The sequence below is a fragment of the Mycobacterium sp. E740 genome (genome assembly GCF_001672895.1).
Lineage (GTDB): Bacteria > Actinomycetota > Actinomycetes > Mycobacteriales > Mycobacteriaceae > Mycobacterium.
Genome location: NZ_LZKP01000087.1, coordinates 19223 through 41648, shown reverse-complemented (window position 1 = coordinate 41648; position 22426 = coordinate 19223). Strand labels below are relative to the sequence as shown.

Annotated in this window: 18 protein-coding genes and 1 tRNA gene; 14 read left to right on the top strand and 5 right to left on the bottom strand. The window is 67.7% G+C overall.

Annotated elements, in window-relative coordinates; genetic code table 11:
* Positions 1–212: 212 nt before the first annotated feature.
* Positions 213–1640: a NarK/NasA family nitrate transporter gene (locus A5663_RS08255; RefSeq protein ID WP_068146542.1), complete on the top strand. Its 1428-nt coding sequence runs from the start codon at positions 213–215 to the stop codon at positions 1638–1640.
* A 5-nt stretch (positions 1641–1645) separates the two neighbouring features.
* On the top strand, positions 1646–5584 hold the full coding sequence (locus A5663_RS08250) for a bifunctional nitrate reductase/sulfite reductase flavoprotein subunit alpha (RefSeq protein WP_197503335.1): 3939 nt from the start codon (positions 1646–1648) through the stop codon (positions 5582–5584).
* A gap of 108 nt (positions 5585–5692) precedes the next feature.
* Here the strand turns inward: A5663_RS08250 and A5663_RS08245 are convergent.
* Positions 5693–5778: transfer RNA gene (locus A5663_RS08245), tRNA-Leu, on the bottom strand.
* A gap of 72 nt (positions 5779–5850) precedes the next feature.
* Between A5663_RS08245 and A5663_RS08240 the strand changes: the two genes are divergently transcribed.
* Complete coding sequence (locus tag A5663_RS08240) at positions 5851–7194, top strand: M20/M25/M40 family metallo-hydrolase (RefSeq protein ID WP_197503334.1); 1344 nt, start codon at positions 5851–5853, stop codon at positions 7192–7194.
* A 25-nt stretch (positions 7195–7219) separates the two neighbouring features.
* Positions 7220–7750, top strand: coding sequence for a YbhB/YbcL family Raf kinase inhibitor-like protein (locus tag A5663_RS08235; protein WP_068146538.1), 531 nt, complete (start codon positions 7220–7222; stop codon positions 7748–7750).
* 1 nt (position 7751) lies between these two features.
* Here A5663_RS08235 and A5663_RS08230 read toward each other — a convergent pair whose 3' ends face one another.
* Genes A5663_RS08230 through A5663_RS08220 form a run of 3 tightly spaced genes read right to left on the bottom strand, consistent with a single transcriptional unit; the run spans position 7752 to position 10079 of the window.
* Positions 7752–8816, bottom strand: a complete 1065-nt coding sequence (locus A5663_RS08230; protein WP_068146562.1) for a quinone-dependent dihydroorotate dehydrogenase — start codon at positions 8814–8816, stop codon at positions 7752–7754.
* A gap of 7 nt (positions 8817–8823) precedes the next feature.
* Positions 8824–9081, bottom strand: coding sequence for a DUF5703 family protein (locus tag A5663_RS08225; RefSeq protein WP_068146537.1), 258 nt, complete (start codon positions 9079–9081; stop codon positions 8824–8826).
* Positions 9078–10079, bottom strand: coding sequence for a hypothetical protein (locus A5663_RS08220; RefSeq protein WP_156744387.1), 1002 nt, complete (start codon positions 10077–10079; stop codon positions 9078–9080). The genes A5663_RS08225 and A5663_RS08220 overlap by 4 nt, the downstream gene beginning before the upstream one ends.
* Positions 10080–10253: 174 nt before the next feature.
* On the opposite strand from A5663_RS08220, the gene A5663_RS08215 reads away from it, so the two are divergent.
* The 8 genes from A5663_RS08215 (at position 10254) to A5663_RS08180 (ending at position 16709) form a co-directional block, all read left to right on the top strand.
* Complete coding sequence (locus A5663_RS08215) at positions 10254–10565, top strand: hypothetical protein (protein ID WP_068146534.1); 312 nt, start codon at positions 10254–10256, stop codon at positions 10563–10565.
* A 43-nt stretch (positions 10566–10608) separates the two neighbouring features.
* Positions 10609–11439, top strand: a complete 831-nt coding sequence (locus tag A5663_RS08210; RefSeq protein ID WP_068146556.1) for an undecaprenyl-diphosphate phosphatase — start codon at positions 10609–10611, stop codon at positions 11437–11439.
* A complete protein-coding gene (locus tag A5663_RS08205; RefSeq protein ID WP_068146531.1) occupies positions 11436–12149 on the top strand; it encodes a histidine phosphatase family protein in 714 nt (237 codons plus the stop codon). Before A5663_RS08210 ends, A5663_RS08205 begins: the two co-directional genes overlap by 4 nt.
* A 168-nt stretch (positions 12150–12317) precedes the next feature.
* Entirely contained in the window at positions 12318–12905 is a 588-nt protein-coding gene (locus A5663_RS08200; RefSeq protein ID WP_068146528.1) for a DUF3090 domain-containing protein, read from the top strand.
* Complete coding sequence (locus A5663_RS08195; RefSeq protein ID WP_068146526.1) at positions 12889–13716, top strand: SCO1664 family protein; 828 nt, start codon at positions 12889–12891, stop codon at positions 13714–13716. Before A5663_RS08200 ends, A5663_RS08195 begins: the two co-directional genes overlap by 17 nt.
* A 3-nt stretch (positions 13717–13719) precedes the next feature.
* Positions 13720–14493: a 3'(2'),5'-bisphosphate nucleotidase CysQ gene (locus A5663_RS08190; RefSeq protein ID WP_068146524.1), complete on the top strand. Its 774-nt coding sequence runs from the start codon at positions 13720–13722 to the stop codon at positions 14491–14493.
* Between the two features lie 47 nt (positions 14494–14540).
* The gene (gene mshC, locus A5663_RS08185) at positions 14541–15779 is read left to right on the top strand and encodes a cysteine--1-D-myo-inosityl 2-amino-2-deoxy-alpha-D-glucopyranoside ligase (protein ID WP_068146553.1); all 1239 of its coding nucleotides are present in this window, start codon (positions 14541–14543) and stop codon (positions 15777–15779) included.
* A 51-nt stretch (positions 15780–15830) separates the two neighbouring features.
* Positions 15831–16709 carry an SDR family oxidoreductase gene (locus tag A5663_RS08180; protein ID WP_068146521.1) on the top strand — a complete coding sequence of 293 codons (879 nt, stop codon included), beginning with the start codon at positions 15831–15833 and terminating at the stop codon, positions 16707–16709.
* Between the two features lies 1 nt (position 16710).
* Here A5663_RS08180 and A5663_RS08175 read toward each other — a convergent pair whose 3' ends face one another.
* Positions 16711–17601 carry a PAC2 family protein gene (locus A5663_RS08175; protein ID WP_068146518.1) on the bottom strand — a complete coding sequence of 297 codons (891 nt, stop codon included), beginning with the start codon at positions 17599–17601 and terminating at the stop codon, positions 16711–16713.
* Between the two features lie 352 nt (positions 17602–17953).
* Between A5663_RS08175 and metH the strand changes: the two genes are divergently transcribed.
* Positions 17954–21685, top strand: coding sequence for a methionine synthase (metH, locus tag A5663_RS08170; RefSeq protein ID WP_068146515.1), 3732 nt, complete (start codon positions 17954–17956; stop codon positions 21683–21685).
* A gap of 12 nt (positions 21686–21697) precedes the next feature.
* Entirely contained in the window at positions 21698–22381 is a 684-nt protein-coding gene (locus tag A5663_RS08165; RefSeq protein ID WP_068146550.1) for an HAD family phosphatase, read from the top strand.
* Positions 22382–22426 lie beyond the last annotated feature (45 nt).

Below are 22426 nucleotides of genomic sequence, written 5' to 3'. Positions count from 1 at the left end.
ACGCGCCTACCGCATCCACCACGAACGCGCCATCAACACCACCCGCTACACCAACGACCCACCACCCTTCTGAAGTCTCCGAAGTAACCCACGCCACATTTGTTTCCGATGCGTTTCGGGGGTCCGCACGGCGATTCGACGCCTGTGTGAGCGGGTGTTGACGTTTCGGTCATCGACGTGCAACTGCGGCGGAATGGCCTGCGGTCATCGTCATGAACGTGAAGATCGCGAATCGCAGCCGAACCATCGAGAACTGGGACGCCGAAGACGTCGAGGCGTGGCAAGCAGGCGGTAAGGCCATCGCCCGGCGCAACCTGATCTGGTCGATCTTCGCCGAGCACGTCGGCTTCTCGGTGTGGTCGATCTGGTCGGTGATGGTGCTGTTCATGCCGCAGGACGTCTACGGCATCGACGCCGCCGGCAAGTTCTACCTGGTCGCGATGCCCACCCTGGTCGGTGCGTTCATGCGCATCCCGTACACCGTCGCCCCCGCGAAATTCGGCGGTCGCAACTGGACCATCGTCAGTGTCCTGCTGCTGCTCATCCCGACGGTGCTGACGCTGTGGGCGATGAAGAACCCCGGCACGTCCTACACGACGTTCATGGTGGTGGCGGCCGTCGCAGGTTTCGGCGGAGGAAACTTCGCCTCGTCGATGACGAACATCAACGCGTTCTACCCGCAGCGGCTGAAAGGCTTGGCGCTCGGCCTCAACGCCGGCGGCGGGAACATCGGCGTGCCCGTGATCCAGCTGGTGGGCCTGCTGGTGATCGCCGCAGTGAGCAACACCGCGCCCGAAATCGTCTGCGCCATCTACCTTGTCCTGATCGCGCTCGCCGCGTTGGCCGCGGCGCTGTTCATGGACAACCTTGGCAACCAGCGGTCCAACATCAGTGCGATGGCGGAGGCGTTGCGGTTCAAGCACTCCTGGGTGATGAGCTTTCTCTACATCGGTACGTTCGGATCGTTCATCGGTTTCTCGTTCGCCTTCGGGCAGGTGCTGCAGATCAACTTCCTCGCCGGAGGTGACACCGCGGCGCAGGCGTCGCTGCATGCCGCTCAGATCGCGTTCATCGGGCCACTTCTCGGCTCGCTCGCGCGGCCGCTCGGCGGCAAGCTGTCCGACCGGATCGGCGGCGGCAAGGTGACGCTCTACACGTTCGTCGCGATGATCTTCGCCGCCGGAATCCTCGTCAGTGCCGGCGTGCTCGACGACGGCACTGCGGGAGCAGCCACCGGCGGACAGATGGCCGCCTATGTCACCGGGTTCATCCTGCTGTTCATCCTGTCCGGGCTCGGCAACGGCTCGACCTACAAGATGATCCCGTCGATCTTCGAGGCCAAGGCGCAGGGCCGCGACGACTGGAGCCGTGAAGACAAGGCCGCCTGGTCGCGCAGCATGTCCGGTGCCCTGATCGGTTTCGCCGGAGCGATCGGCGCGCTCGGCGGCGTATTCATCAACGTCGTGCTGCGCGCGTCCTACGTCAGCGACGCGAAATCGGCGACCAGCGCCTTCTGGGTGTTCCTCGGTTTCTACGTGATCTGCGCGATCGTCACCTGGTTCGTGTTCCTGCGGGTGCAGACGCCGCGGGCCGCCGCGGGCGAGCAGCCCGTCACCGCCGCGTCTCCGGTGCCCGCCTGACGCCCATGGTGACCCGGACGGCGTGCTCGTACTGCGGCGTTGGCTGCGGTATCGAGGTGCACACGGCGACCGACCGCGAGACCGGCAGGCCGATCATCGCGAGGGTCGCCGGAGACAAACTGCACCCCGCCAACTTCGGCAGGCTGTGCACGAAGGGCACCACCCACACAGAGATGATGCGCGCCGACGGCGGACGCTTGTCATCGGCGTTCCTGCGCCCCGGGCGCGGTGAGGAACTGGTCCCCACACCCGTCGACGACGCGGTCGCCGAGGCGGGACGACGGCTACGGGCCATCGTCGACGAGCACGGCCCCGACGCCGTCGCGCTCTACGTATCGGGCCAGATGTCGATCGAGGCACAGTATCTGGCGACCAAGCTGGCCAAAGGCTTCGTGCGCACAATGCACATCGAGTCCAACTCACGGCTATGCATGGCAAGCGCCGGAACAGGTTTCAAGCAGTCACTCGGCGCGGACGGGCCGCCCGGCTCGTACACCGACTTCGATTGCACCGACCTGTTTTTCGTCATCGGCGCCAACATGGCGGACTGCCATCCGATCCTGCACCTGAGGATGGCCGATCGGCTCAAGGCCGGCGCCAAGCTGATCGTCGTCGACCCGCGACGCACCGCCACCGCCGAACGCGCCGACCTCTTCCTGCAGATCAAACCCGGCACCGACCTCGCGCTGCTCAACGGGCTGCTGCATCTGCTGGTCGAAAACGGCGACATCGACCGTGATTTCATCGCAGAGCACACCGACGGGTGGGAGGCCATGCCGGCGTTCCTCGCCGACTACACCCCCGAGCGGGTCGCGGGCATCACCGGCCTCGCCGAGGACGACATCCGGACCGCCGCACGGATGATCGCCGAGGCGGGGGAGTGGCTGAGCTGCTGGACGATGGGGCTCAACCAGAGCACGCACGGCACCTGGAACACCAACGCGATCTGCAACCTGCACCTGGCCACCGGTGCGATCTGCCGCCCCGGCAGCGGTCCGATGTCACTGACCGGCCAGCCCAACGCGATGGGCGGACGCGAAATGGGCTACATGGGACCGGGATTGCCAGGGCAGCGGTCGGTGACCTCACCGGAGGACCGAGCGTTCGTCGAGGCCCAGTGGAATCTGGAAAGCGGCACCATCCGGGCCGACGTCGGCCCCGGCACCATCGACATGTTCCGCGGCCTTGCCGCCGGCGACATCAAGGCCTGCTGGATCATCTGCACCAATCCCGTTGCCAGCGTTGCCAACCGGTCGACGGTCATCGCCGGGCTCGAGGCGGCCGATCTGGTCATCACGCAGGACACCTACCGCACCACGGCGACGAACGCCTATGCCGACATCGTGCTGCCCGCCGCACTGTGGGCCGAGACCGACGCGGTGATGGTCAACTCCGAACGCAACCTCACATTGCTGCAGCAGAGCATCCCGGCGATGGGCCAGGCCCGGCCGGACTGGCAGCTGATCTGCGACGTGGCCGCCCACATGGGCTTCGGCGAGCACTTCGCGTACACCTCCAGCGAGCAGATCTTCGACGAGATCCGGCGGTTCTGGAATCCGAAGACCGGATACGACCTGCGCGGCGTCAGCTATGCGCGGCTGCGACAGACACCCGTGCAGTGGCCGTGCCCGCCGGACGACGCCGCTGACCGCCACCCGATCCGGTACCTCAACGACGGCGTCAGCCAGGAGTACTTCGTCGACGACGCCGGACACGCGCCGCGACTGGCGTTCCCCACGCCGACGCGACGCGCCGTGTTCCACGCGCGTCCGCACATGGACCCGCGCGAACTGCCCGACGACGAATATCCGATGGTGCTCAACACCGGTCGGCTGCAACATCAATGGCACACGATGACCAAGACCGGGCTGGTCGACGCGCTCAACAACCTCGATGACGGACCGTTCGTGGAGATCCACCCCGACGACGCGCTGAGCCTGGGCATCGACGACCGCCAGCGTGTCGAGCTCACATCCCGGCGCGGTCGTGCGGTGCTGCCGGCCGTCGTCACCGACCGCGTCCGGCCCGGCAGTTGTTTCGCGCCGTTCCACTGGAACGATGACCATGGTGTCGATTTGACAGTAAATGCGTTGACCAACGACGCCGTCGACCCCGATTCCCTGCAGCCGGAACTCAAAGTGTGCGCGGTCAGCCTGCGCCCGGTCGCATCGCCGACGCTCACCGAACACGAATCGCTCTACGTGGCGGGCTTTTTCAGCGGGTTGGCCGAAAGCCAGGCCGCCGTTCCCGTGCTGCCGGATTCCGCACCGGTGTCCGGTGAGGCGCGGCAGTGGATCAACGAACTGCTCGCTCGCCGCCCCTCCACCACAGTTGCCGAACCGGAGGCCGACGGGCCGCTCGTGCTGTGGGCTTCCCAGACCGGCAACGCGCAGGACTTCGCGCTGCGGCTGGCCGACCGGCTGGACGGGGTCCGACTGGCGAACATGGACGAGGTGTCGCCTGCTGACCTCATCGGGGCACGCGACGTCGTGATCGTCACCAGCACGTTCGGTGACGGCGGGCCACCTGACAACGGCGCCGGCTTCTGGCGGCGGCTCGAGAGCGCCGACGCGCCCGCGCTGACGGGGCTGCGATACGCGGTGCTGGGGATCGGCGACCGGTCCTACGACGACTTCTGCGGGCACGCAAGGACGCTCGACACCAGGCTGGCAGCTCTCGGAGCCACCCGACTGCTCGACCGTGCGGAATGTGAAGTCCACGACGACGAGCCGATGCAGCGCTGGGCCGATGATGTCACCGCGCTGCTCAATCCCGGCATCACGCCTTCACCCACCGCCGGAAGCGTCTCCACACTCGCGCGGCCCGACACCGTCGTCGCCCAGCCGTTCACCCGCGCCAGGCCGATCGTGGTGCCGCTGTCACGCAACGCGGTCCTCACCGGTCCCGCGTCGCGAAAAGAGGTGCGACAGTTCGGGTTCGACATCTCGCAGCACGACATCAGCTACGTCGCGGGCGATTCGTTGGGAGTGTGCGCCACCAACGACCCGGCAACGGTGGATGCGTGGCTGGCCGCCACCGGCATGCCGGGCCACCATGTCATTGAGGTGGACGGTGTCGAACAGTCGCTACGCGATGCGCTGGTGTCCCACTACGACTTCTGCCGTGTCACGCCCGACCTGCTGCGCTTCATCACCGAACACTGCCGCAACGCCAAGGCGTTGCGCGCCCCCAAGGCCAAGCTGGACAAGTGGCTGCGCGGCCGGAACGGGCTCGACCTGGTCCAGGAGTTCGTTGTGCACGCCGATCCGGACGAATGGCGCGAAGTGCTGGTCCGGCTGACCCCGCGCAGCTACTCGATCTCGTCGAGCCCGCTGGTCAGCCCGCACGAGGTGCAGCTGACGGTGTCGGTGGTGCGCTACCGCGGCGCCGACGGGGGGAGCCGTGGCGGGGTCTGTTCGACGTTCCTCGCCGACCGCGCGTCCTCGGCTCCCGTGTTCCTGCAACGCTCGCCGCACTTCCGGCCGCCGGAGGACGGCTCGCTGCCGATGATCATGGTCGGCCCGGGTACCGGCGTCGCCCCGTTCCGCGGGTTCCTGCAGGAGCGGCGTGCGCTCGGCCACCACGGCCCGAACTGGCTGTTCTTCGGCGAGCAGCACCGTCGCCAGAACTACTACTACCGCGACGATTTCGAGGACATGGCCCGCGACGGCCATCTGAACCGGTTGGACCTCGCGTTCTCCCGCGACCAGGCGTCACGGGTGTACGTCCAGCACAAGATGATCGATCGCGGCGCCGAACTGTGGCGCTGGCTGGACGGCGGCGCACACTTCTACGTCTGCGGCGACGCGACCCGGATGGCCCGGGATGTCGACGCGGCGCTGACGTCGATCATCGAGACCCACGGCGGGATGTCACACGAACAGGCCCACGACTACAAGCGCGAACTGGTGGCGGCCAAGCGCTACGTGCGGGACGTGTACTGACGAACTGCTCGTCGAGGGTGCGCTGGTTGCGAAAAATCGGCCGGAAATTCGCAGTGAACGCACGCTCGGCGAACCAGGGGAGCATTCATATCGCTCGCCTCAGTCGTGTGTCCGAGGGGGGACTTGAACCCCCACGCCCGTTAATAGGGCACTAGCACCTCAAGCTAGCGCGTCTGCCATTCCGCCACTCGGACCTGCTGTGGGCAGCTAAGGCTATCGGATCACCGAGGCCGGACCCAAACCCGGCAGGCAGCTCAATGGTACGAATGGTGACTGTGAGTGGTCCTGCCAATGCCGAGGCCGAGGTCGTCGACCTCGTCAGCGCGCTCATCCGCTTCGACACGTCCAACACCGGCGAACCCGCCACCACCAAGGGCGAGGCGGAATGCGCGCGCTGGGTGGCCCAACAGCTCGAAGAGGTCGGCTATACGACCGAATATGTCGAGGCAGGCGCGCCGGGCCGGGGCAACGTGTTCGCCCGGCTCGAGGGCGCCGACCGCAGCCGGGGAGCGCTGCTGCTGCACGGCCATCTCGACGTCGTGCCCGCCGAGGCCTCCGACTGGAGCGTGCACCCGTTCTCCGGCGCGGTCACCGACGGCTACGTGTGGGGCCGCGGAGCCGTCGACATGAAGGACATGTGCGGCATGCTCATCGCGATCGCCCGGCACTTCAAGCGTTCCCGCATCATCCCGCCGCGCGACCTGATCTTCGCGTTCCTGTCCGACGAGGAGGCTGGCGGCAAGTTCGGTTCGCACTGGCTGGTCAAGCACCGCCCCGACCTGTTCGACGGCGTCACCGAGGCGGTCGGGGAGGTCGGCGGCTTCTCGCTGACCGTGCCGCGCAAGGACGGCGGCGAAAGACGGCTCTACCTCGTCGAGACCGCCGAGAAGTCGATGATGTGGATGAAGCTGACGGCCCGCAGCCACGCCGGCCACGGCTCGATGATCCACGACAGCAACTCCGTCACCGCGGTCGCCGAGGCGGTGGCCAAACTGGGCCGCCACGAGTTCCCGCTGGTGATGACCGACGCCGTCGGCCAGTTCCTGCAGGCGGTCACCGAGGAGACCGGCTACTCGTTCGACGTCGATTCGCCGGATCTGCCCGGCGCGATCGCCAAGCTGGGCCCGATCGCCCGCGTCGTAGGCGCCACCCTGCGCGACACGGCCAACCCGACGATGCTCAAGGCCGGGTACAAGGCCAACGTCATCCCGGCCTCCGCCGAAGCCGTGGTGGACTGCCGCATCCTGCCGGGCCGCCAGGCCGCCTTCGAGCGGGAGGTCGACGAGCTGATCGGTCCCAATGTCACCCGCGAGTGGATCACCGAGCTGCCGTCCTACGAGACCACCTTCGACGGCGACCTGGTCGACGCGATGAACGGTGCGATCCTGTCCGTGGATCCCGACGCGCGCATCGTGCCCTATATGCTTTCCGGCGGTACGGACGCAAAAGCGTTCGCGCAGTTGGCGATTCGCTGCTTCGGGTTCGCGCCGCTGCAGTTGCCGCCCGACTTGGACTTCACCGCGTTGTTCCACGGCGTCGACGAACGGGTACCCGTTGACGCGTTGAGGTTCGGTACCCAGGTTCTCGAGCACTTCCTGCTGCACTGCTGATCACCGAAGAAAGGAATGGCGTCCCGTGTCTTTCCCGTACAACCCTTACGAGTTTCTTCCGGAGCTGCCGTCATTCACGTTGACGTCTGACACGTTCGCCGATGGCGAGGCCCTGGGCAACGACCAGGTCAGCGGCATCATGGGCGCCGGAGGCAACGACGTCTCACCCCATCTCACGTGGTCGGGCTTCCCCGAAGAGACTCGCAGTTTCGCGGTCACCGTCTACGACCCGGACGCCCCGACCGCGTCGGGCTTCTGGCACTGGGCCGTGGCGAACCTGCCCGCCACCGCGACCGAGCTGCCCGAGGGCGTGGGGGACGGCAGCAACCTGCCGGGCGACGCGCTCACCCTGCGCAACGACGCCGGTCTCCCGCGCTTCATCGGTGCCGCCCCGCCGCCGGGGCACGGCCCACACCGGTACATCGTCGCGGTGCACGCCGTGGACGTCGAGAAGCTCGACCTGCCGGAGGACGCCACGCCGGCGTACCTCGGGTTCAACCTGTTCCAGCACGCGATCGCGCGGGCGCTGATTCACGCCACCTACGAACAGAAGTAGATCAGCGGCCGGCCGCCGAGCCGACCGCATCGGCCAGCGACCCGAACCCGCCCTCGTGCAGGCGCTGGGCGATTCCGGCGTGAATGTGCTTGGCCCACAGGCCTCCGCCGTACACGAAGCCGGTGTAGCCCTGCAGCAGCGAGGCGCCGGAAGTGATCCGGTCCCAGGCGTCGTCGGCGGTTTCGATACCGCCGACACTGATCAGCACCAGCCGGTCGCCGACGCGGCGGTAGAGCCGCCGCAGCACCTCCGCCGAGCGCCGCGCGACCGGCGGTCCGGAGATGCCGCCCGGGCCCAGCTCCTCGACGCCGGTGCTGGCCAGCCCCTCGCGTGACACCGTCGTGTTGGTGGCGACTATTCCGGCGAGGCCGAGTTCGACTGCCAGATCAGCGATTTGGTCGACGTCATGGTCGGACAAATCGGGTGCGATCTTCACCAGCACGGGCGTCGACGTCTCGGCCTGCACGGCAGCCAAGATCGGTCGCAACGACTCCACCGCCTGCAGGTCACGCAGCCCGGGAGTGTTCGGCGAGCTGACGTTGACGACCAGGAAGGACGCGAGCGGCCCAAGCAGACGGGCCGACGTGGCGTAGTCCGCCACGGCCTCCTGCGGCGGGGTGAGCTTGGTCTTGCCGATGTTCACGCCGATCGGCACGTCGGGGAGGTGACGCGTCAGCTTGACGGCCAGTTCGCCTGCGCCGTGGTTGTTGAAGCCCATCCGGTTCAGCAGCGCGCGATCGTCGGACAGCCGGAACATCCGCGGCTTGGGGTTGCCGGGCTGCGCCTGCGCGGTGACGGTTCCGATCTCGGCGTAGCCGAAACCGAGTGCCCCCCACGTGTTCAGCCCGCTGCCGTTCTTGTCGAAACCGGCGGCGAGGCCCAGCGGACCTGGGAACCGGACCCCGAACACAGTGCTGGCGAGGGCTGGGTCGTTCGGCGCCAACCACCGTTTGAGCACGCGCCGGGGCCACGGCAGGTAGGTGGCGGCGCGCAGCAGGGCGAACACCCAGGTGTGGATCCGTTCGGGCGCAACAAGGAACAGCACCCGCCGCAGCGCGTGGTACATCACCGGGTCACTGCGCGGGCTGCTCGGGGAAGCCTGCGCGGTCGATGGCGGTCTTCTTGCGCCGCAGCAACACCCGCCGTGAGCCGTCGGTGTACAGGCGCACCCGGGTCAGTTCCCATCCCCGGTACTCGGCTTCGATCGACAACCGGGTCGACGCGCTGACCCGGGTCACGTCCGGCGGCAACCGCAACGGGATCCACTCGTAGTCGTCGGAGAGGTCCTGATCCCATCCGGGTGGCATGCGGCCGCGGTTGATGGTGGTCACCGCCGGCCTTTCGCCGCGTCGGGGATCACCTGCACACCCGCTCCCGTTCCGGACACGACGTACAGCGTGCCAGAGGTTTCGTCGTAGGCCAGGGAATTCGGTTGCCGCACGGTTCGATATCGCACCTTCTCGACGGGAATGCCGGTGGCCAGATCGTAGCCAATGACGGAATTCGCCGCTGTCTGCGACACCCATGCCAGCGTCGACGACCCGGCCAGCCCATACGGGGCGTCACGCACCGGATAACGCTGCCGCAGGATCAGCGGGTCCGTGCCGAAGACCAGCAGTCCCTCGCCCCGGGTGTCGGCGACCAGCACGCGGCCGGCGGAGTCGGCGACCATCGTCGTCGCTCCCTCCCCGGCGCGCAACGACTGTTCGCGCTCGGCGCCGGTTTCGGACAAGCTCGTCACAGAGGTCTGCGCGCGATCCAGTACCACCACGGTATTGCCTTGTGTGGCAAGCTCATCGACGCGCGCGAAGATCTTCAGCTGCGCGGCCACGGTGCCGTCTGAGTTCAGCGTGAACACCGCGCCGTCCGCGCTGCCGAGCACCATCCTGCCGTCCGCGCGGCGGGCGATCGCGGTGAATTCGGTGTCGGGCTGTCCCTCGACCCGAATCTCGGTGGCCCCGCCGGTGGCGAGGTCGATGCGGTGATAGCCGCCGCGTGCTGCGGCGTAGACGTGGCCGTCGTCGTCGCCGGCCAACGCGGTTGCGGCGACGGGCAGCGGCACCGTCGCGGTGATGCCACCGGAACGCGAGAAGACCGTGACCTGCGAGCCGCCAGCCGGTCCCGGGGCCAGCACCGCCAACGAGCCGCTCGCCGCGTCGACGATCGCTGCCTGAGCACGGCCGGCCAACGGCCACACGACGCCGTCCGGCCGGTTGGTCACCGGCGGTGAATCCGCGGCCCGCGCGGGCGCGATGGTCGGCGGCGTCGCCGTGTCCGAAGGGTCCGACGAGCAGGCGGGAACGGCCAGGACAACTGCCAGCAGCACCACGATCCATGGGCTCAGCCGGTTCCCGGCGTTTAGTAATGGCAGCAACGGGTAGCTTCCGGTCGTGCGAACGGGATATCGGCTGAGTGGCCAGTCTAGGCAGATCGCTCGTATTGCGTTTCCAGCCGCTCGCCGTGCCCCCGCAGCCGGCGCGCGCGTCGGCGGTATGGTGCGATCATGACCCTGGCCGCAGACCGCGAACTGGGCGCGGAAGAGTTTGCTGTCGAAGACATCACCACTGGTGTACACGCTAGCGGGTTTGGCCAGCTCGGCCACGGCCGGAGTTTCTCGTTCCATGTCGAGCGCCAGACGCTGATCGTGGAGATCTACCGTCCCCGGCTGGCCGGCCCCGTCCCGCTCGAGGAGGACGTGGTGGCCGTGGCCACCCGCAAGCTGACCGACATCGACCTCACCGACCGCCGCAGCGTGGTGGCCGCGGTCCGCGATGCGGTGACCGACGCGCAGCCGGTGGCGCGGGCCAACCGCTGACTCCGCGGGCGGTACGGTCGTCGTCGTGACGGACGTGCCGGCGATGTCGTGGGTCCAGGTTGTCGTTCTCGCCCTCCTGCAGGGACTGACCGAATTCCTCCCCGTTTCCTCCTCTGGGCATCTCGCCATCGCATCGCGGGTCTTCTTCGCCGACGATGCGGGCGCGTCGTTCACCGCCGTCACCCAACTCGGCACGGAGTTCGCGGTGCTGCTGTACTTCGCCAGAGACATCGGCCGCATCATCAAGGCGTGGTTCAACGGGCTGTTCGTCAACGCGCACCGCACCGCCGACTACTGGCTGGGCTGGTACGTGATCATCGGCAGTATCCCGATCGGGGTGTTCGGCCTCTTGCTCAAAGACGAGATCCGTACCGCCGCACGCAATCTGTGGGCGATCGCGATCGCGTTGATCGTGTTCTCTGCCGTCATCGCCGCTGCCGAGTACGTCGGCCGGCAGACCCGCAACGTCGAGCAGCTGACGTGGAAGGACGCCGTCGTCGTCGGGTTCGCGCAGTGCCTTGCGCTGCTGCCGGGCGTGTCCCGCTCCGGCGCGACGATCAGCGCGGGGCTCTTCCTCGGCCAGAACCGCGAGCTGGCCGCGCGGTTCGGGTTCCTGCTCGCGATCCCGGCGGTGTTCGCCTCCGGGTTGTTCTCACTGCCCGACGCCTTTCACCCGGTCGGTGAGGGGCTGAGCGCCACCGGTCCACAGTTGCTGGTGGCGACGGTGATCGCGTTCGTGGTCGGTTTCGCGGCGGTGGCGTGGTTCCTGCGGTTCCTGGTCAGGCACAGCATGTACTGGTTCGTCGGGTACCGGGTGCTGCTCGGCACGGTGGTGCTGATCCTGCTGGGCACCGGGGTGGTGGCCGCGACGTGACCGTGATCCTGTTGCGGCACGGCCGCTCGACGTCGAACACCGCGCACACCCTCGCGGGCCGCTCCGCGGGCGTCGACCTGGACGACAAAGGCCGCGAGCAGGCTCAGTCGGTGGTGGCCACGCTCGGCTCGCTGCCGATCCGCGCGATCGTGCGCTCCCCGTTGCTGCGCTGCGAGCGGACCGTGGAACCGCTGGCCGCCGCGCTGGGCTTGACGCCGATCGTCGACGACCGCATCTCCGAGGTCGACTACGGCGCGTGGACCGGGCGCAAGCTCGGTGACCTCGTCAAGGAGCCGTTGTGGGCGGTGGTGCAGCAGCAGCCCAGCGCGGCCGTCTTTCCGGACGGTGAGGGCCTCGCGCACGTGCAGGCACGCGCGGTGGCCGCCGTGCGCGAGCATGACCGGCGGCTCGCACAGGATCACGACGGCGACGTGCTGTGGCTCGCCTGCACGCACGGCGACGTGATCAAAGCCGTCGTCGCCGATGCGCTCGGCACCCACCTCGACAGCTTCCAACGGATCACCGCAGACCCGGCGTCGATGAGCGTGATCCGCTACACGGCGGTGCGCCCGTTCGTGATCCACGTCAACCACACCGGCGACCAACTGGCGGCTGGCCTGCTCGCGAAACCGGCCAAGTCCGACGGCCAGGGCTCCGGAGACGACGAGGTGCCGCCGGAGGACGCCGTCGTGGGCGGATCGACCGGCTAGTCGGACGACGATCAAGCGGCGAGGCACGAGTCGCGTTGAGGAGTTCGACCATCGGGACTAGTCGGACGACGATCAAGCGGCGAGGCACGAGTCGCGTTGAGGAGTTCGACCATCGGGACTAGTCGCGATTACGGCTCAACAGTCGCAAGCGGTATTTTGGGAATTGCCATGGCCCGCGCAATTCACGTCTTCCGCACACCCGACCGCTTCGTGGCCGGGACCGTCGGCCAGCCCGGCAACCGCACGTTCTATCTGCAGGCCGTCCACGATAAGCGCGTGGTGTCGGTGGTGCTGGAGAAGCAGCAGGTTGCGGTGCTCGCCGAGCGGATCGCTGCGCTGCTGCTCGAGATCAACCGGCGATTCGGCACCCCGATCCCGCCCGAGACCGGCGAAATCGAGGACCTCAGCCCGCTGATCACCCCGGTGGACGCGGAGTTCCGGGTGGGCACGATGGGACTCGGCTGGGACTCGGAGGCGCAGACCGTCGTCGTCGAGCTGCTCGCGGTGTCCGAGACCGAATTCGACGCATCGGTGGTACTCGACGACGCGGAGGAGGGACCCGACGCGGTGCGCGTCTTCCTCAGCCCCGAATCCGCCCGCGAGTTCGCCACGCGCTCAAACCGCGTCATCTCGGCAGGCCGGCCGCCCTGCCCGTTGTGCGACGAGCCGCTGGACCCAGAGGGCCATATCTGCGTGCGCACCAACGGCTACCGGCGCGGCGCCTTCGGCGAGTCCGACGATGACGTCGACCTCTGACGGCGGGTCTGACGCCGTCGATGTGCTGCAGCGCGGCGAACTGACCGTCATCGGGCGGATCCGCTCGGCGAGCAACGCCACCTTCCTGTGCGAGGCGAATCTCGGTGAGCAGCAAGTGCATTGCGTCTACAAGCCGATCGCGGGCGAGGCGCCGCTGTGGGACTTCCCGGACGGCACACTGGCGGGCAGGGAGTGCGGCGCATTCCTCGTTTCGGCGGCGCTGGGCTGGAACATCGTGCCGCACACCATCATTCGTAACGGCCCCGCGGGTGAGGGCATGGTGCAGTTGTGGGTGGACCAGCCCGGCGATGAGGTGGACGACGTTCAGCCTTCGGGACCCGATCTGGTCGATCTGCTTCCGGCGGGCCGGATCCCGCCCGGTTTCCTGCCGATCTTGCAGGCCTATGACTATGCGGGCGGCGAAGTCATCCTGGTGCACGCCGACGACGACCGGCTACGCCGGATGGCGGTGTTCGACGTGCTGGTCAACAACGCCGACCGCAAGGGTGGCCACATCCTGTCCGGGGTGGACGGGCGGGTGTACGGCGTGGATCACGGCGTGACGCTGCACACCGACGACAAGTTGCGCACCGTGCTGTGGGGTTGGGCGGGCAAACCCGTCGACGACCAGACGCTCGAGTCGGTGGCCGCCCTGCGCGACCAGCTGCGCAACGGGTTGGCCGACCGGCTGTGCGTGCACATCACCGAACGTGAAGTTTCCGCATTGATCGCGAGAACTGTTGCCCTGCTTGATGATCCGGTGATGCCGACGCCCGACCGGCACCGTCCGATCCCGTGGCCGGCGTTCTGATCGATGACATACACGGATGCGGCGCTCGCCGCCGAGGTGGCCGCCGAGGCGGGCGAGATGCTGGTGAAGGTCCGCGACGAGTTCGGTTACTACGACCCGTACGATCTCGGCGACGCAGGCGACAGGCTCGCGAACAAGCTGATCCTGCAGCGCCTTCGCGAGCATCGGCCCGACGATGCGGTGCTCTCCGAGGAAGCTGTCGACGACGTGTCGCGGGTGCACGCCGACCGGGTGTGGATCGTCGACCCCGTCGACGGGACGTGGGAGTTCTCCCTGCCGGGCCGCACCGACTGGGCGGTGCACATCGCGCTATGGCAGCGCGACGGCAGCCCCAACGGCCGCATCACCGACGCGGCGGTCGCGCTCCCTGCGCGCAACGAGGTCTACCGATCCGACACCGTGACGCCGCCACCGCCGCGCGCCGACGGCCCGATCCTGATCACCGCCAGCGCCAACCGGCCGCCGCCGGTGCTGTGGTGGCTGCGTGAGCGGATGGACATCCAGCTCGTGCGGATCGGGTCAGCAGGTGCCAAGGCGATGGCGGTGGTGCGCGGCGACGTCGACGCATACCTGCATGCCGGCGGGCAATGGGAGTGGGATTCGGCGGCCCCGGCCGGCGTGGTGCAGGCGGCGGGGCTGCACGCGTCCCGGCTGGACGGCTCCGAACTGATCTACAACCGGCGCGATCCCTATCTGCCCGACCTGCTCATGTGTCGGCCGGAACTGAGCGAACCACTGCTCGACGAGATCCTGTCGGCATACCGGGCCCGGGAATGAATCAGGCGCTCGCGTCGTCGATGACGTCGATGCATAAAGTCGAGGCTATGAACTCGTGGCCGGCACCTGACGTTCCGGCGCTGCCGGGCCGCGGTCCGCAGCTGCGGCTCTACGACAGTGCCGACCGGCAGGTGCGTCCGGTCGGCGCGGGCGAGACGGCCACGATGTACGTCTGCGGCATCACCCCGTACGACGCGACGCATCTGGGTCACGCGGCCACCTACCTCGCGTTCGACCTCGTGCACCGCATCTGGCTGGACGCCGGACACCGCGTGCATTACGTGCAGAACATCACCGACGTCGACGACCCGCTGTTCGAGCGCGCGCAGCGCGACGGTGTCGACTGGCGCGAGCTCGCCGACCGGGAGACCGACCTGTTCCGCGAGGACATGACGGCGCTGCGGGTGCTGCCGCCGCACGACTACGTCGCGGCCACCGACGCGATCGCCGAGGTCATCGAGGTCGTGGAGAAGCTGCTGGCGTCGGGCGCGGCGTACGTGGTCGAGGATGCCGACCATCCCGACGTCTACTTCCGCGCCGACGCCACGGCGCACTTCGGATACGAGTCCGGCTACGACCGGGACACCATGCGGCGGTTGTTCGCCGAGCGCGGCGGTGACCCGGATCGCCCCGGCAAGGGTGACGAACTCGATGCGTTGCTGTGGCGGGCGCAACGGCCGGGGGAACCGAGTTGGCCGTCGCCGTTCGGGCCCGGCCGCCCAGGGTGGCACGTCGAATGCGCCGCGATCGCGCTGAGCCGCATCGGCACCGACCTCGACATCCAGGGCGGCGGCAGCGACCTCATCTTCCCGCACCACGAGTTCTCGGCTGCGCACGCCGAATGCGTAACTGGGGAGCGGAGATTCGCGCGGCACTACGTGCACGCGGGAATGATCGGCTGGGACGGCCACAAGATGAGCAAGAGCCGGGGCAACCTGGTGCTGGTGTCCCGGCTGCGCGCCGACGGCGTCGATCCTTCCGCGATCCGACTCGGGCTGTTCGCTGGGCACTACCGCTCCGACAGGTACTGGAGCGACGCGGTTCTCGCGCAGGCCGTCGAGCGGCTGGACCGCTGGCGCGCCGCGGTCAAGCTGGCTGCCGCACCCGACGCGACCGATGTGGTCGGGCGGGTGCGCCGTTATCTGGCCGACGATCTCGATACACCCAAAGCTCTTGCCGCACTAGATGGTTGGACCACCGACGCGTTGAGCTACGGCGGCCACGACGCCGAGGCGGGCCGGGTGGTGGCGGCCGCCGTCGACGCATTGCTGGGCATCCGACTGTAGAGCTGCCAAGACCTCACCCGTCACCGCCCGGGCCGGGGTACTTTGACCGCCATGGGTTCTGTGAAGGGTAAAGTCGCGCTGATCACCGGTGGTGCCAACGGCATCGGCGAAGAAGTGGCGCGCCGCCTGCATGACAAGGGCGCCAAGCTGGTGCTGACCGACGTCGACGGGGATCGGCTCGCGCAGGTCGCCGCCCGGCTCGGTAGCGAAAGTGTGGTGACAGTCGTCGCCGACGTGCGCGACCTGGCCGCGATGGAGTCAGCCGTCGCCAAAGGCGTCGAGCGCTTCGGCGGCATCGACATCGTGATGGCCAACGCGGGAATCGCGACGTACGGTTCGGTGCTGGGGGTCGACCCGCAGGCGTTCCAGACGCTCATCGACGTCAACGTCGTCGGCGTGTTCCACACAGTGCGGGCCGCGTTGCCGTCGGTGATCGAGCGGCGCGGATACGTGCTGATCGTGTCGTCGGCGGCGGCCTACGCGGCCTCTGCCGGCATGGCGCCGTACGACGCTTCCAAGGCGGCTGTCGAGCATTTCGCCAGCGCCCTGCGGCTGGAGGTCGCTCATCGCGGCGTGGACGTCGGGTCGGCGCACATGTTGTGGATCGACACCCCGCTGGTGCAGGAGAGCAAGTCGGACCTGTCGAGCGCCCGCGAGATGCTCGAGTCGCTGCCGGGCCCGCTCGGCAAGACCACCTCGGTGCAGAAGTGCGGCGAACTGTTCGTCAAGGGGATCGAGGACCGCAGGCGACGGATCAACTGTCCGCGCTTTGTCGGCCTGCTGCGCCTCCTCAAGCCGCTGCTGAATTCGCGGGTGGGGGAGCGCACGACGCTCAAGGCGGTACCCGAACTGCTGCCGAGGATGGATGCGGAGGTCGCCGCACTCGGCCGGTCGCTCAGCGCGCGTACCGAAGCACTGGAAAAGCGCTGAGTCAGCCGCGGAAGCCCGGACCCCGACGGCGCAGGTAGCGCTCGAACTCGGCGGCCAGCGCGTCCCCGTCGATCTTGCCGAGCGCCTCGGTCATGTCGACCTCCGCATCGCCGCGTTCCTCCAGCGAATGGACGTACTCGGCGATCTCGTCGTCCTCGGCCGTCATCTCCGAGACCGCCTGCTCCCACTCCTCGGCTGCGGTCGGCAGGTCGGCAAGCGGCACCTCGATGTCCAGCACGTCCTCGACGCGGCGCAGCAGCGCGACCGTCGCCTTCGGGTTCGGCGGCTGCGAGACGTAATGCGGAACCGCAGCCCAGAAGGTCACCGCCGGAATTCCCGCCTGCACGCAGGCATCCTGGAACACGCCGGCGATTCCCGTCGGGCCTTCGTATCGAGTCTCTTCCAGCCCGAACACCCTCGCCGAGTCCGGCGAGTAGGCCGCCCCGGACACCGGTACCGGACGCGTGTGCGGCGTGTCGGCCAGCAGGGCGCCGAGGATGACGACGGTCTGCACGTTGAGCTTGTCGGCGATCGCCAGCAACTCCGAGCAGAAGGTGCGCCAGCGCATGTTCGGCTCGACGCCGTGCATCAGCACGATGTCGCGGTCCGACCCGGGCGGCCGACAGTGCGAAATCCGCATCGACGGCCAAACCAGCTCCCGCGTCACCCCGTCGACCTGCCGGATCACGGGCCGATTCACCTGATAGTCGTAGTACGCCTCGTCGTCGATCTCGACGATGGTCTCGCCCTCCCAGATGGCGTCCAGGTGCTCCAGCGCGTCGCTGGCGGCGTCACCGGCGTCGTTCCAGCCCTCGAAAGCTGCCACGACGATGGTGTCGTTGAGTTCGGGCAGGTCGGGCGGTTTGAACCCGCTCGCATCCGACAAGGTCACAACGCCAGCGTAAGCCCTACGCGGTGGGTAGGAGCGCCATCGCCACACGGGGTGATTTGATCCGGCGACTACCCTGTATTCGTGGCTGATGTGCTCGAGATCCTCGACGAGACGCAGCTCCATGTGATCGCAACGGAACGTGTTCTGCTGCACTCTGCTTGACCCATGTGTGCACGACACTGCCGACAAGGTCGAGGTCGATCGCGGCGACGGGTCGGCGTCTCAGACTTCGATCGGGTGACGACGTAGACTTTCTGAGGTCGAGAGGCGTTGCAACGGCTACTCGGGGGGTCAGTCCCTGCGGTATCCGCCACGCTCGGCAGAGTCAAGGACGCCTTCCGCTACGGAAGGAGTGCACGTGAACGCCTCTGAGTCGAACATCCGCCCCGACTCCACGGCCGAGCTGACGGCTGCTCTGCGCGAGCGGATCATGGTGATCGACGGCGCGATGGGCACGGCGATCCAGCGCGACCGACCCGACGAGGCCGGCTACCGCGGCGAGCGGTTCTCCGACTGGCCGAGCGACCTTCAGGGCAACAACGACCTGCTCACCTTGACGCAGCCCCAGATCATCGAGGCGATCCACCGCGAGTACCTCGAGGCCGGCGCCGACATCATCGAGACCAACACGTTCAACGCGAACGCGATCTCGCTTTCGGACTACGGCATGGCAGAGCTCAGCTACGAGCTCAACTACGCAGGCGCCGCCCTTGCGCGGGCGGCCTGCGACGACGTCAGCACCCCGGAGAAGCCCCGCTACGTCGCCGGCGCGCTGGGGCCGACGACGCGCACAGCGTCGATCTCGCCGGACGTCAACGACCCGGGGGCCCGCAACGTCTCCTACGACCAGTTGGTCGCCGCCTACCTCGAATCCGCCAACGGCCTGGTCGACGGCGGCGCCGACATCCTCATCGTCGAGACGATCTTCGACACGCTGAACGCCAAGGCCGCCGTGTTCGCCCTCGAGACGCTGTTCGAGGACCGCGGACGTCGCTGGCCGGTGATCATCTCGGGCACCATCACCGATGCTTCGGGGCGGACGCTGTCCGGTCAGGTCACCGAAGCGTTCTGGAACTCGATCAGGCACGCCAAGCCGCTCGCGGTCGGCCTCAACTGTGCGCTGGGCGCACCGGAGATGCGGCCCTACATCGCCGAGATGTCGCGGATCGCCGACACCTTCGTGTCCTGTTATCCGAATGCCGGTCTGCCCAACGCGTTCGCCGAGTACGACGAGACCCCCGAGCGTCAGGCCGGCTACGTCGCCGACTTCGCCGAGGCGGGTTTCGTCAACCTCGTCGGCGGGTGCTGCGGAACGACGCCGGCGCACATCGCCGAGATCGCCAAGGCCGTCGAGGGCAAGCCGCCGCGTCAGGTGCCCGAGATCCCGGTGGCCACTCGGCTGGCGGGTCTGGAGCCGCTCAACATCGATGACAACTCGCTGTTCGTGAACATCGGTGAGCGCACCAACATCACCGGTTCGGCCCGGTTCCGCAACCTGATCAAGGCCGAGGACTACGACACCGCGCTGTCGGTGGCCCTGCAGCAGGTCGAGGTCGGTGCGCAGGTCATCGACATCAACATGGACGAGGGCATGATCGACGGCGTCGCCGCGATGGACCGCTTCACCAAGTTGATCGCCGCAGAGCCGGATATCAGCCGCGTCCCGGTGATGATCGACTCCTCCAAGTGGGAGGTCATCGAGGCGGGCCTGAAGAACGTGCAGGGCAAGCCGATCGTCAACTCGATCTCCATGAAGGAGGGCGAGGAGAAGTTCATCCGCGAGGCCCAGTTGTGCCGTAAGTACGGCGCCGCCGTCGTCGTGATGGCGTTCGACGAGCAGGGTCAGGCAGACAACCTGGAGCGCCGCAAAGAGATCTGCGGGCGCGCCTACCGGATCCTGACCGAGAAGGTCGGCTTCCCGCCCGAGGACATCATCTTCGACCCGAACTGCTTCGCGCTGGCGACCGGCATCGAGGAGCACGCGACGTACGGGATCGACTTCATCGAGGCCTGCGCCTGGATCAAGGAGAACCTTCCGGGCGTGCACCTGTCCGGCGGTATCTCGAACGTGTCGTTCTCGTTCCGCGGCAACAACCCGGTCCGCGAGGCGATCCACGCGGTGTTCTTGTTCCACGCCATCAAAGCCGGCCTCGACATGGGCATCGTCAACGCCGGTGCCCTGGTGCCCTACGACTCGATCGACCCCGAACTGCGGGACCGCATCGAGGACGTCGTGCTGAACCGCCGCGAGGATGCGGCCGAGCGGCTGCTGGAGATCGCCGAGCGCTTCAACAAGTCGGACAAGGGCGAGGACCCGCAGGCTGCCGAGTGGCGCTCGCTGTCGGTCCGGGAGCGGATCACCCACGCCCTGGTCAAGGGCATCGACGCCCATGTCGAGGAGGACACCGAGGAGTTGCGGGCCGAGATCGCCGCTGCGGGCGGCCGCCCGATCGAGGTGATCGAGGGTCCGTTGATGGACGGGATGAACGTCGTCGGGGACCTCTTCGGCTCGGGCAAGATGTTCCTGCCCCAGGTGGTGAAGTCGGCCCGCGTGATGAAGAAGGCCGTGGCCTACCTGCTGCCATACATCGAGGCCGAGAAGCAGCCCGGCGACTCCAAGGACACCAACGGCACGATCGTGATGGCGACGGTCAAGGGCGACGTCCACGACATCGGCAAGAACATCGTCGGAGTTGTCCTGCAGTGCAACAACTTCGAGGTGATCGACCTCGGCGTGATGGTGCCTGCCCAGAAGATCCTGGACGCGGCCAAGGAACACAACGCCGACATCATCGGCCTGTCGGGGCTGATCACCCCGTCGCTGGACGAGATGTCCAACTTCGCCGTGGAAATGGAGCGGGAAGGGCTGGAGATCCCGCTGCTGATCGGTGGCGCCACCACGTCGCGCGCCCACACGGCGGTGAAGATATCGCCGCGTCGCAGCGGTCCGGTGGTCTGGGTCAAGGACGCGTCGCGCTCGGTGCCGGTCGCCGCCGCTCTGCTCGACGACAAGCAGCGGCCGGCGCTGCTGGAGGCGACCGAGAAGGACTACGCGGCCCTTCGGGAACGGCACGCCCAGAAGAACGAGCGGCCGATGCTGACCCTGGAAAAGGCCCGTGCGAACCGTACGCCGATCGGGTGGGACGGCTACACGCCGCCCATTCCCGCACAGGGTCTCGGCGTGCGAGAGTTCGAGAACTACGACCTGGCCGAGTTGCGCGAATTCATCGACTGGCAGCCGTTCTTCAATGCCTGGGAGATGAAGGGCCGCTTCCCCGACATCCTCAACAACCCCGCCACGGGCGAGACCGCACGCAAGCTGTACGACGACGCCCAGGAGATGCTCGACACCCTGATCAAGGAGAAGTGGCTGACCGCCAACGGGGTGATCGGGTTCTTTCCGGCCAACGCCGTCGGTGACGACATCGAGGTCTACACCGACGAGACCCGCACGCAGGTGCTGACCACGCTGCACAACCTGCGGCAGCAAGGTGAGCACCGCGAGGGCATCCCGAACCGGTCGCTGGGCGACTTCATCGCCCCCAGAGAAACGGGTCTGGCGGACTACGTCGGTGCCTTCGCCGTCACCGCGGGACTCGGCGGCCAGGACAAGATCATGGAGTTCAAGGCGGCCCTCGACGACTACAGCGCGATCCTGCTCGAGTCGCTCGCCGACCGGCTGGCAGAGGCATTCGCCGAACGGCTGCACCAACGGGTCCGCACGGAGTTCTGGGGATACCAGCCCGAAGAGCAGTTGGACAACGAGGCGCTCATCGCCGAGAAGTACGTCGGCATCCGCCCGGCACCCGGCTACCCGGCCTGCCCGGAACACACCGAGAAGGCGACGCTCTGGGAGTTGATGGACGTTCAAGAGCGCACCGGTATCGAGCTGACCGAGTCGATGGCGATGTGGCCCGGCGCCGCCGTCAGCGGCTGGTACTTCTCGCACCCGCAGTCGCAGTACTTCGTGGTCGGCCGAGTGGCCCAGGATCAAGTGGCCGACTACGCGAAACGCAAGGGCTGGACCCTGAAGGAAGCCGAGCGTTGGCTGTCCTCAAACCTCAGTTACAACCCGGAGGACTGAATGGGGGAGGTGCTGTGCGCCGTCCTCTTCGACATGGACGGCACCCTCGTCGATTCCGAAAAGCTCTGGGACATCTCGTTGGCGGCGCTCTACACCGAACTCGGCGGTGTCCTGACGCCGCAGGTCCGCGCGTCGCTGATCGGCAGTTCGGCGGAGAACACGATGGCGACGGTGTATGCCGACCTGGGTCTCGACCCCGATCCAGCAGCGATGGCGGAGTCCAATCGCTGGCTGCACGACTACACCGCCGAGCTGTTCGACGGCGGCCTGCCGTGGTGCGACGGCGCCCGGGAGTTGTTGGAAGTCCTTGTGGCCGAAGGGACTCCGATCGCGTTGGTGACGAACACCCAGCGTGCGCTGACCGATCGGGCGCTCAACAGCATTGGGCGCCGGTATTTTTCGGTGACGGTCTGCGGTGACGAAGTGCCGCACGGGAAACCGGCACCCGACGTCTACGAGCGTGCGGCGGCGTTGCTGAAGGTGCGGCCGAACGCGTGCCTGGCGATCGAGGATTCGGTGACCGGCGCGGCGGCCGCCGAGAGCGCCGGATGCCCGGTGCTGGTGGTGCCCAACGACGTAGCGGTACCGGGCGGCCCGCGTCGTCATCACGTTTCCTCGCTGGCCGGCCTCGGTATCGACGAGCTGCGCAGCGTTCACCGCGAACTGACCGCACGCCGGGAAGAACGCACCGCCTGACAGCGCGTCTGTGATTGAATGTGACCTCCATCGCGCAATGCTGCG

Excerpts from the sequence above, each read along its gene's own strand:
- A5663_RS08255 (WP_068146542.1), top strand. The coding sequence starts at position 213 with ATGAACGTGAAGATCGCGAATCGCAGCCGAACCATCGAGAACTGGGAC.
- A5663_RS08250 (WP_197503335.1), top strand. The coding sequence starts at position 1,646 with ATGGTGACCCGGACGGCGTGCTCGTACTGCGGCGTTGGCTGCGGTATC.
- A5663_RS08240 (WP_197503334.1), top strand. The coding sequence starts at position 5,851 with ATGGTGACTGTGAGTGGTCCTGCCAATGCCGAGGCCGAGGTCGTCGAC.
- A5663_RS08230 (WP_068146562.1), bottom strand. The coding sequence starts at position 8,816 with ATGTACCACGCGCTGCGGCGGGTGCTGTTCCTTGTTGCGCCCGAACGG.
- A5663_RS08215 (WP_068146534.1), top strand. The coding sequence starts at position 10,254 with ATGACCCTGGCCGCAGACCGCGAACTGGGCGCGGAAGAGTTTGCTGTC.
- A5663_RS08210 (WP_068146556.1), top strand. The coding sequence starts at position 10,609 with ATGTCGTGGGTCCAGGTTGTCGTTCTCGCCCTCCTGCAGGGACTGACC.
- A5663_RS08200 (WP_068146528.1), top strand. The coding sequence starts at position 12,318 with ATGGCCCGCGCAATTCACGTCTTCCGCACACCCGACCGCTTCGTGGCC.
- A5663_RS08195 (WP_068146526.1), top strand. The coding sequence starts at position 12,889 with ATGACGTCGACCTCTGACGGCGGGTCTGACGCCGTCGATGTGCTGCAG.
- A5663_RS08190 (WP_068146524.1), top strand. The coding sequence starts at position 13,720 with ATGACATACACGGATGCGGCGCTCGCCGCCGAGGTGGCCGCCGAGGCG.
- mshC (WP_068146553.1), top strand. The coding sequence starts at position 14,541 with ATGAACTCGTGGCCGGCACCTGACGTTCCGGCGCTGCCGGGCCGCGGT.
- A5663_RS08180 (WP_068146521.1), top strand. The coding sequence starts at position 15,831 with ATGGGTTCTGTGAAGGGTAAAGTCGCGCTGATCACCGGTGGTGCCAAC.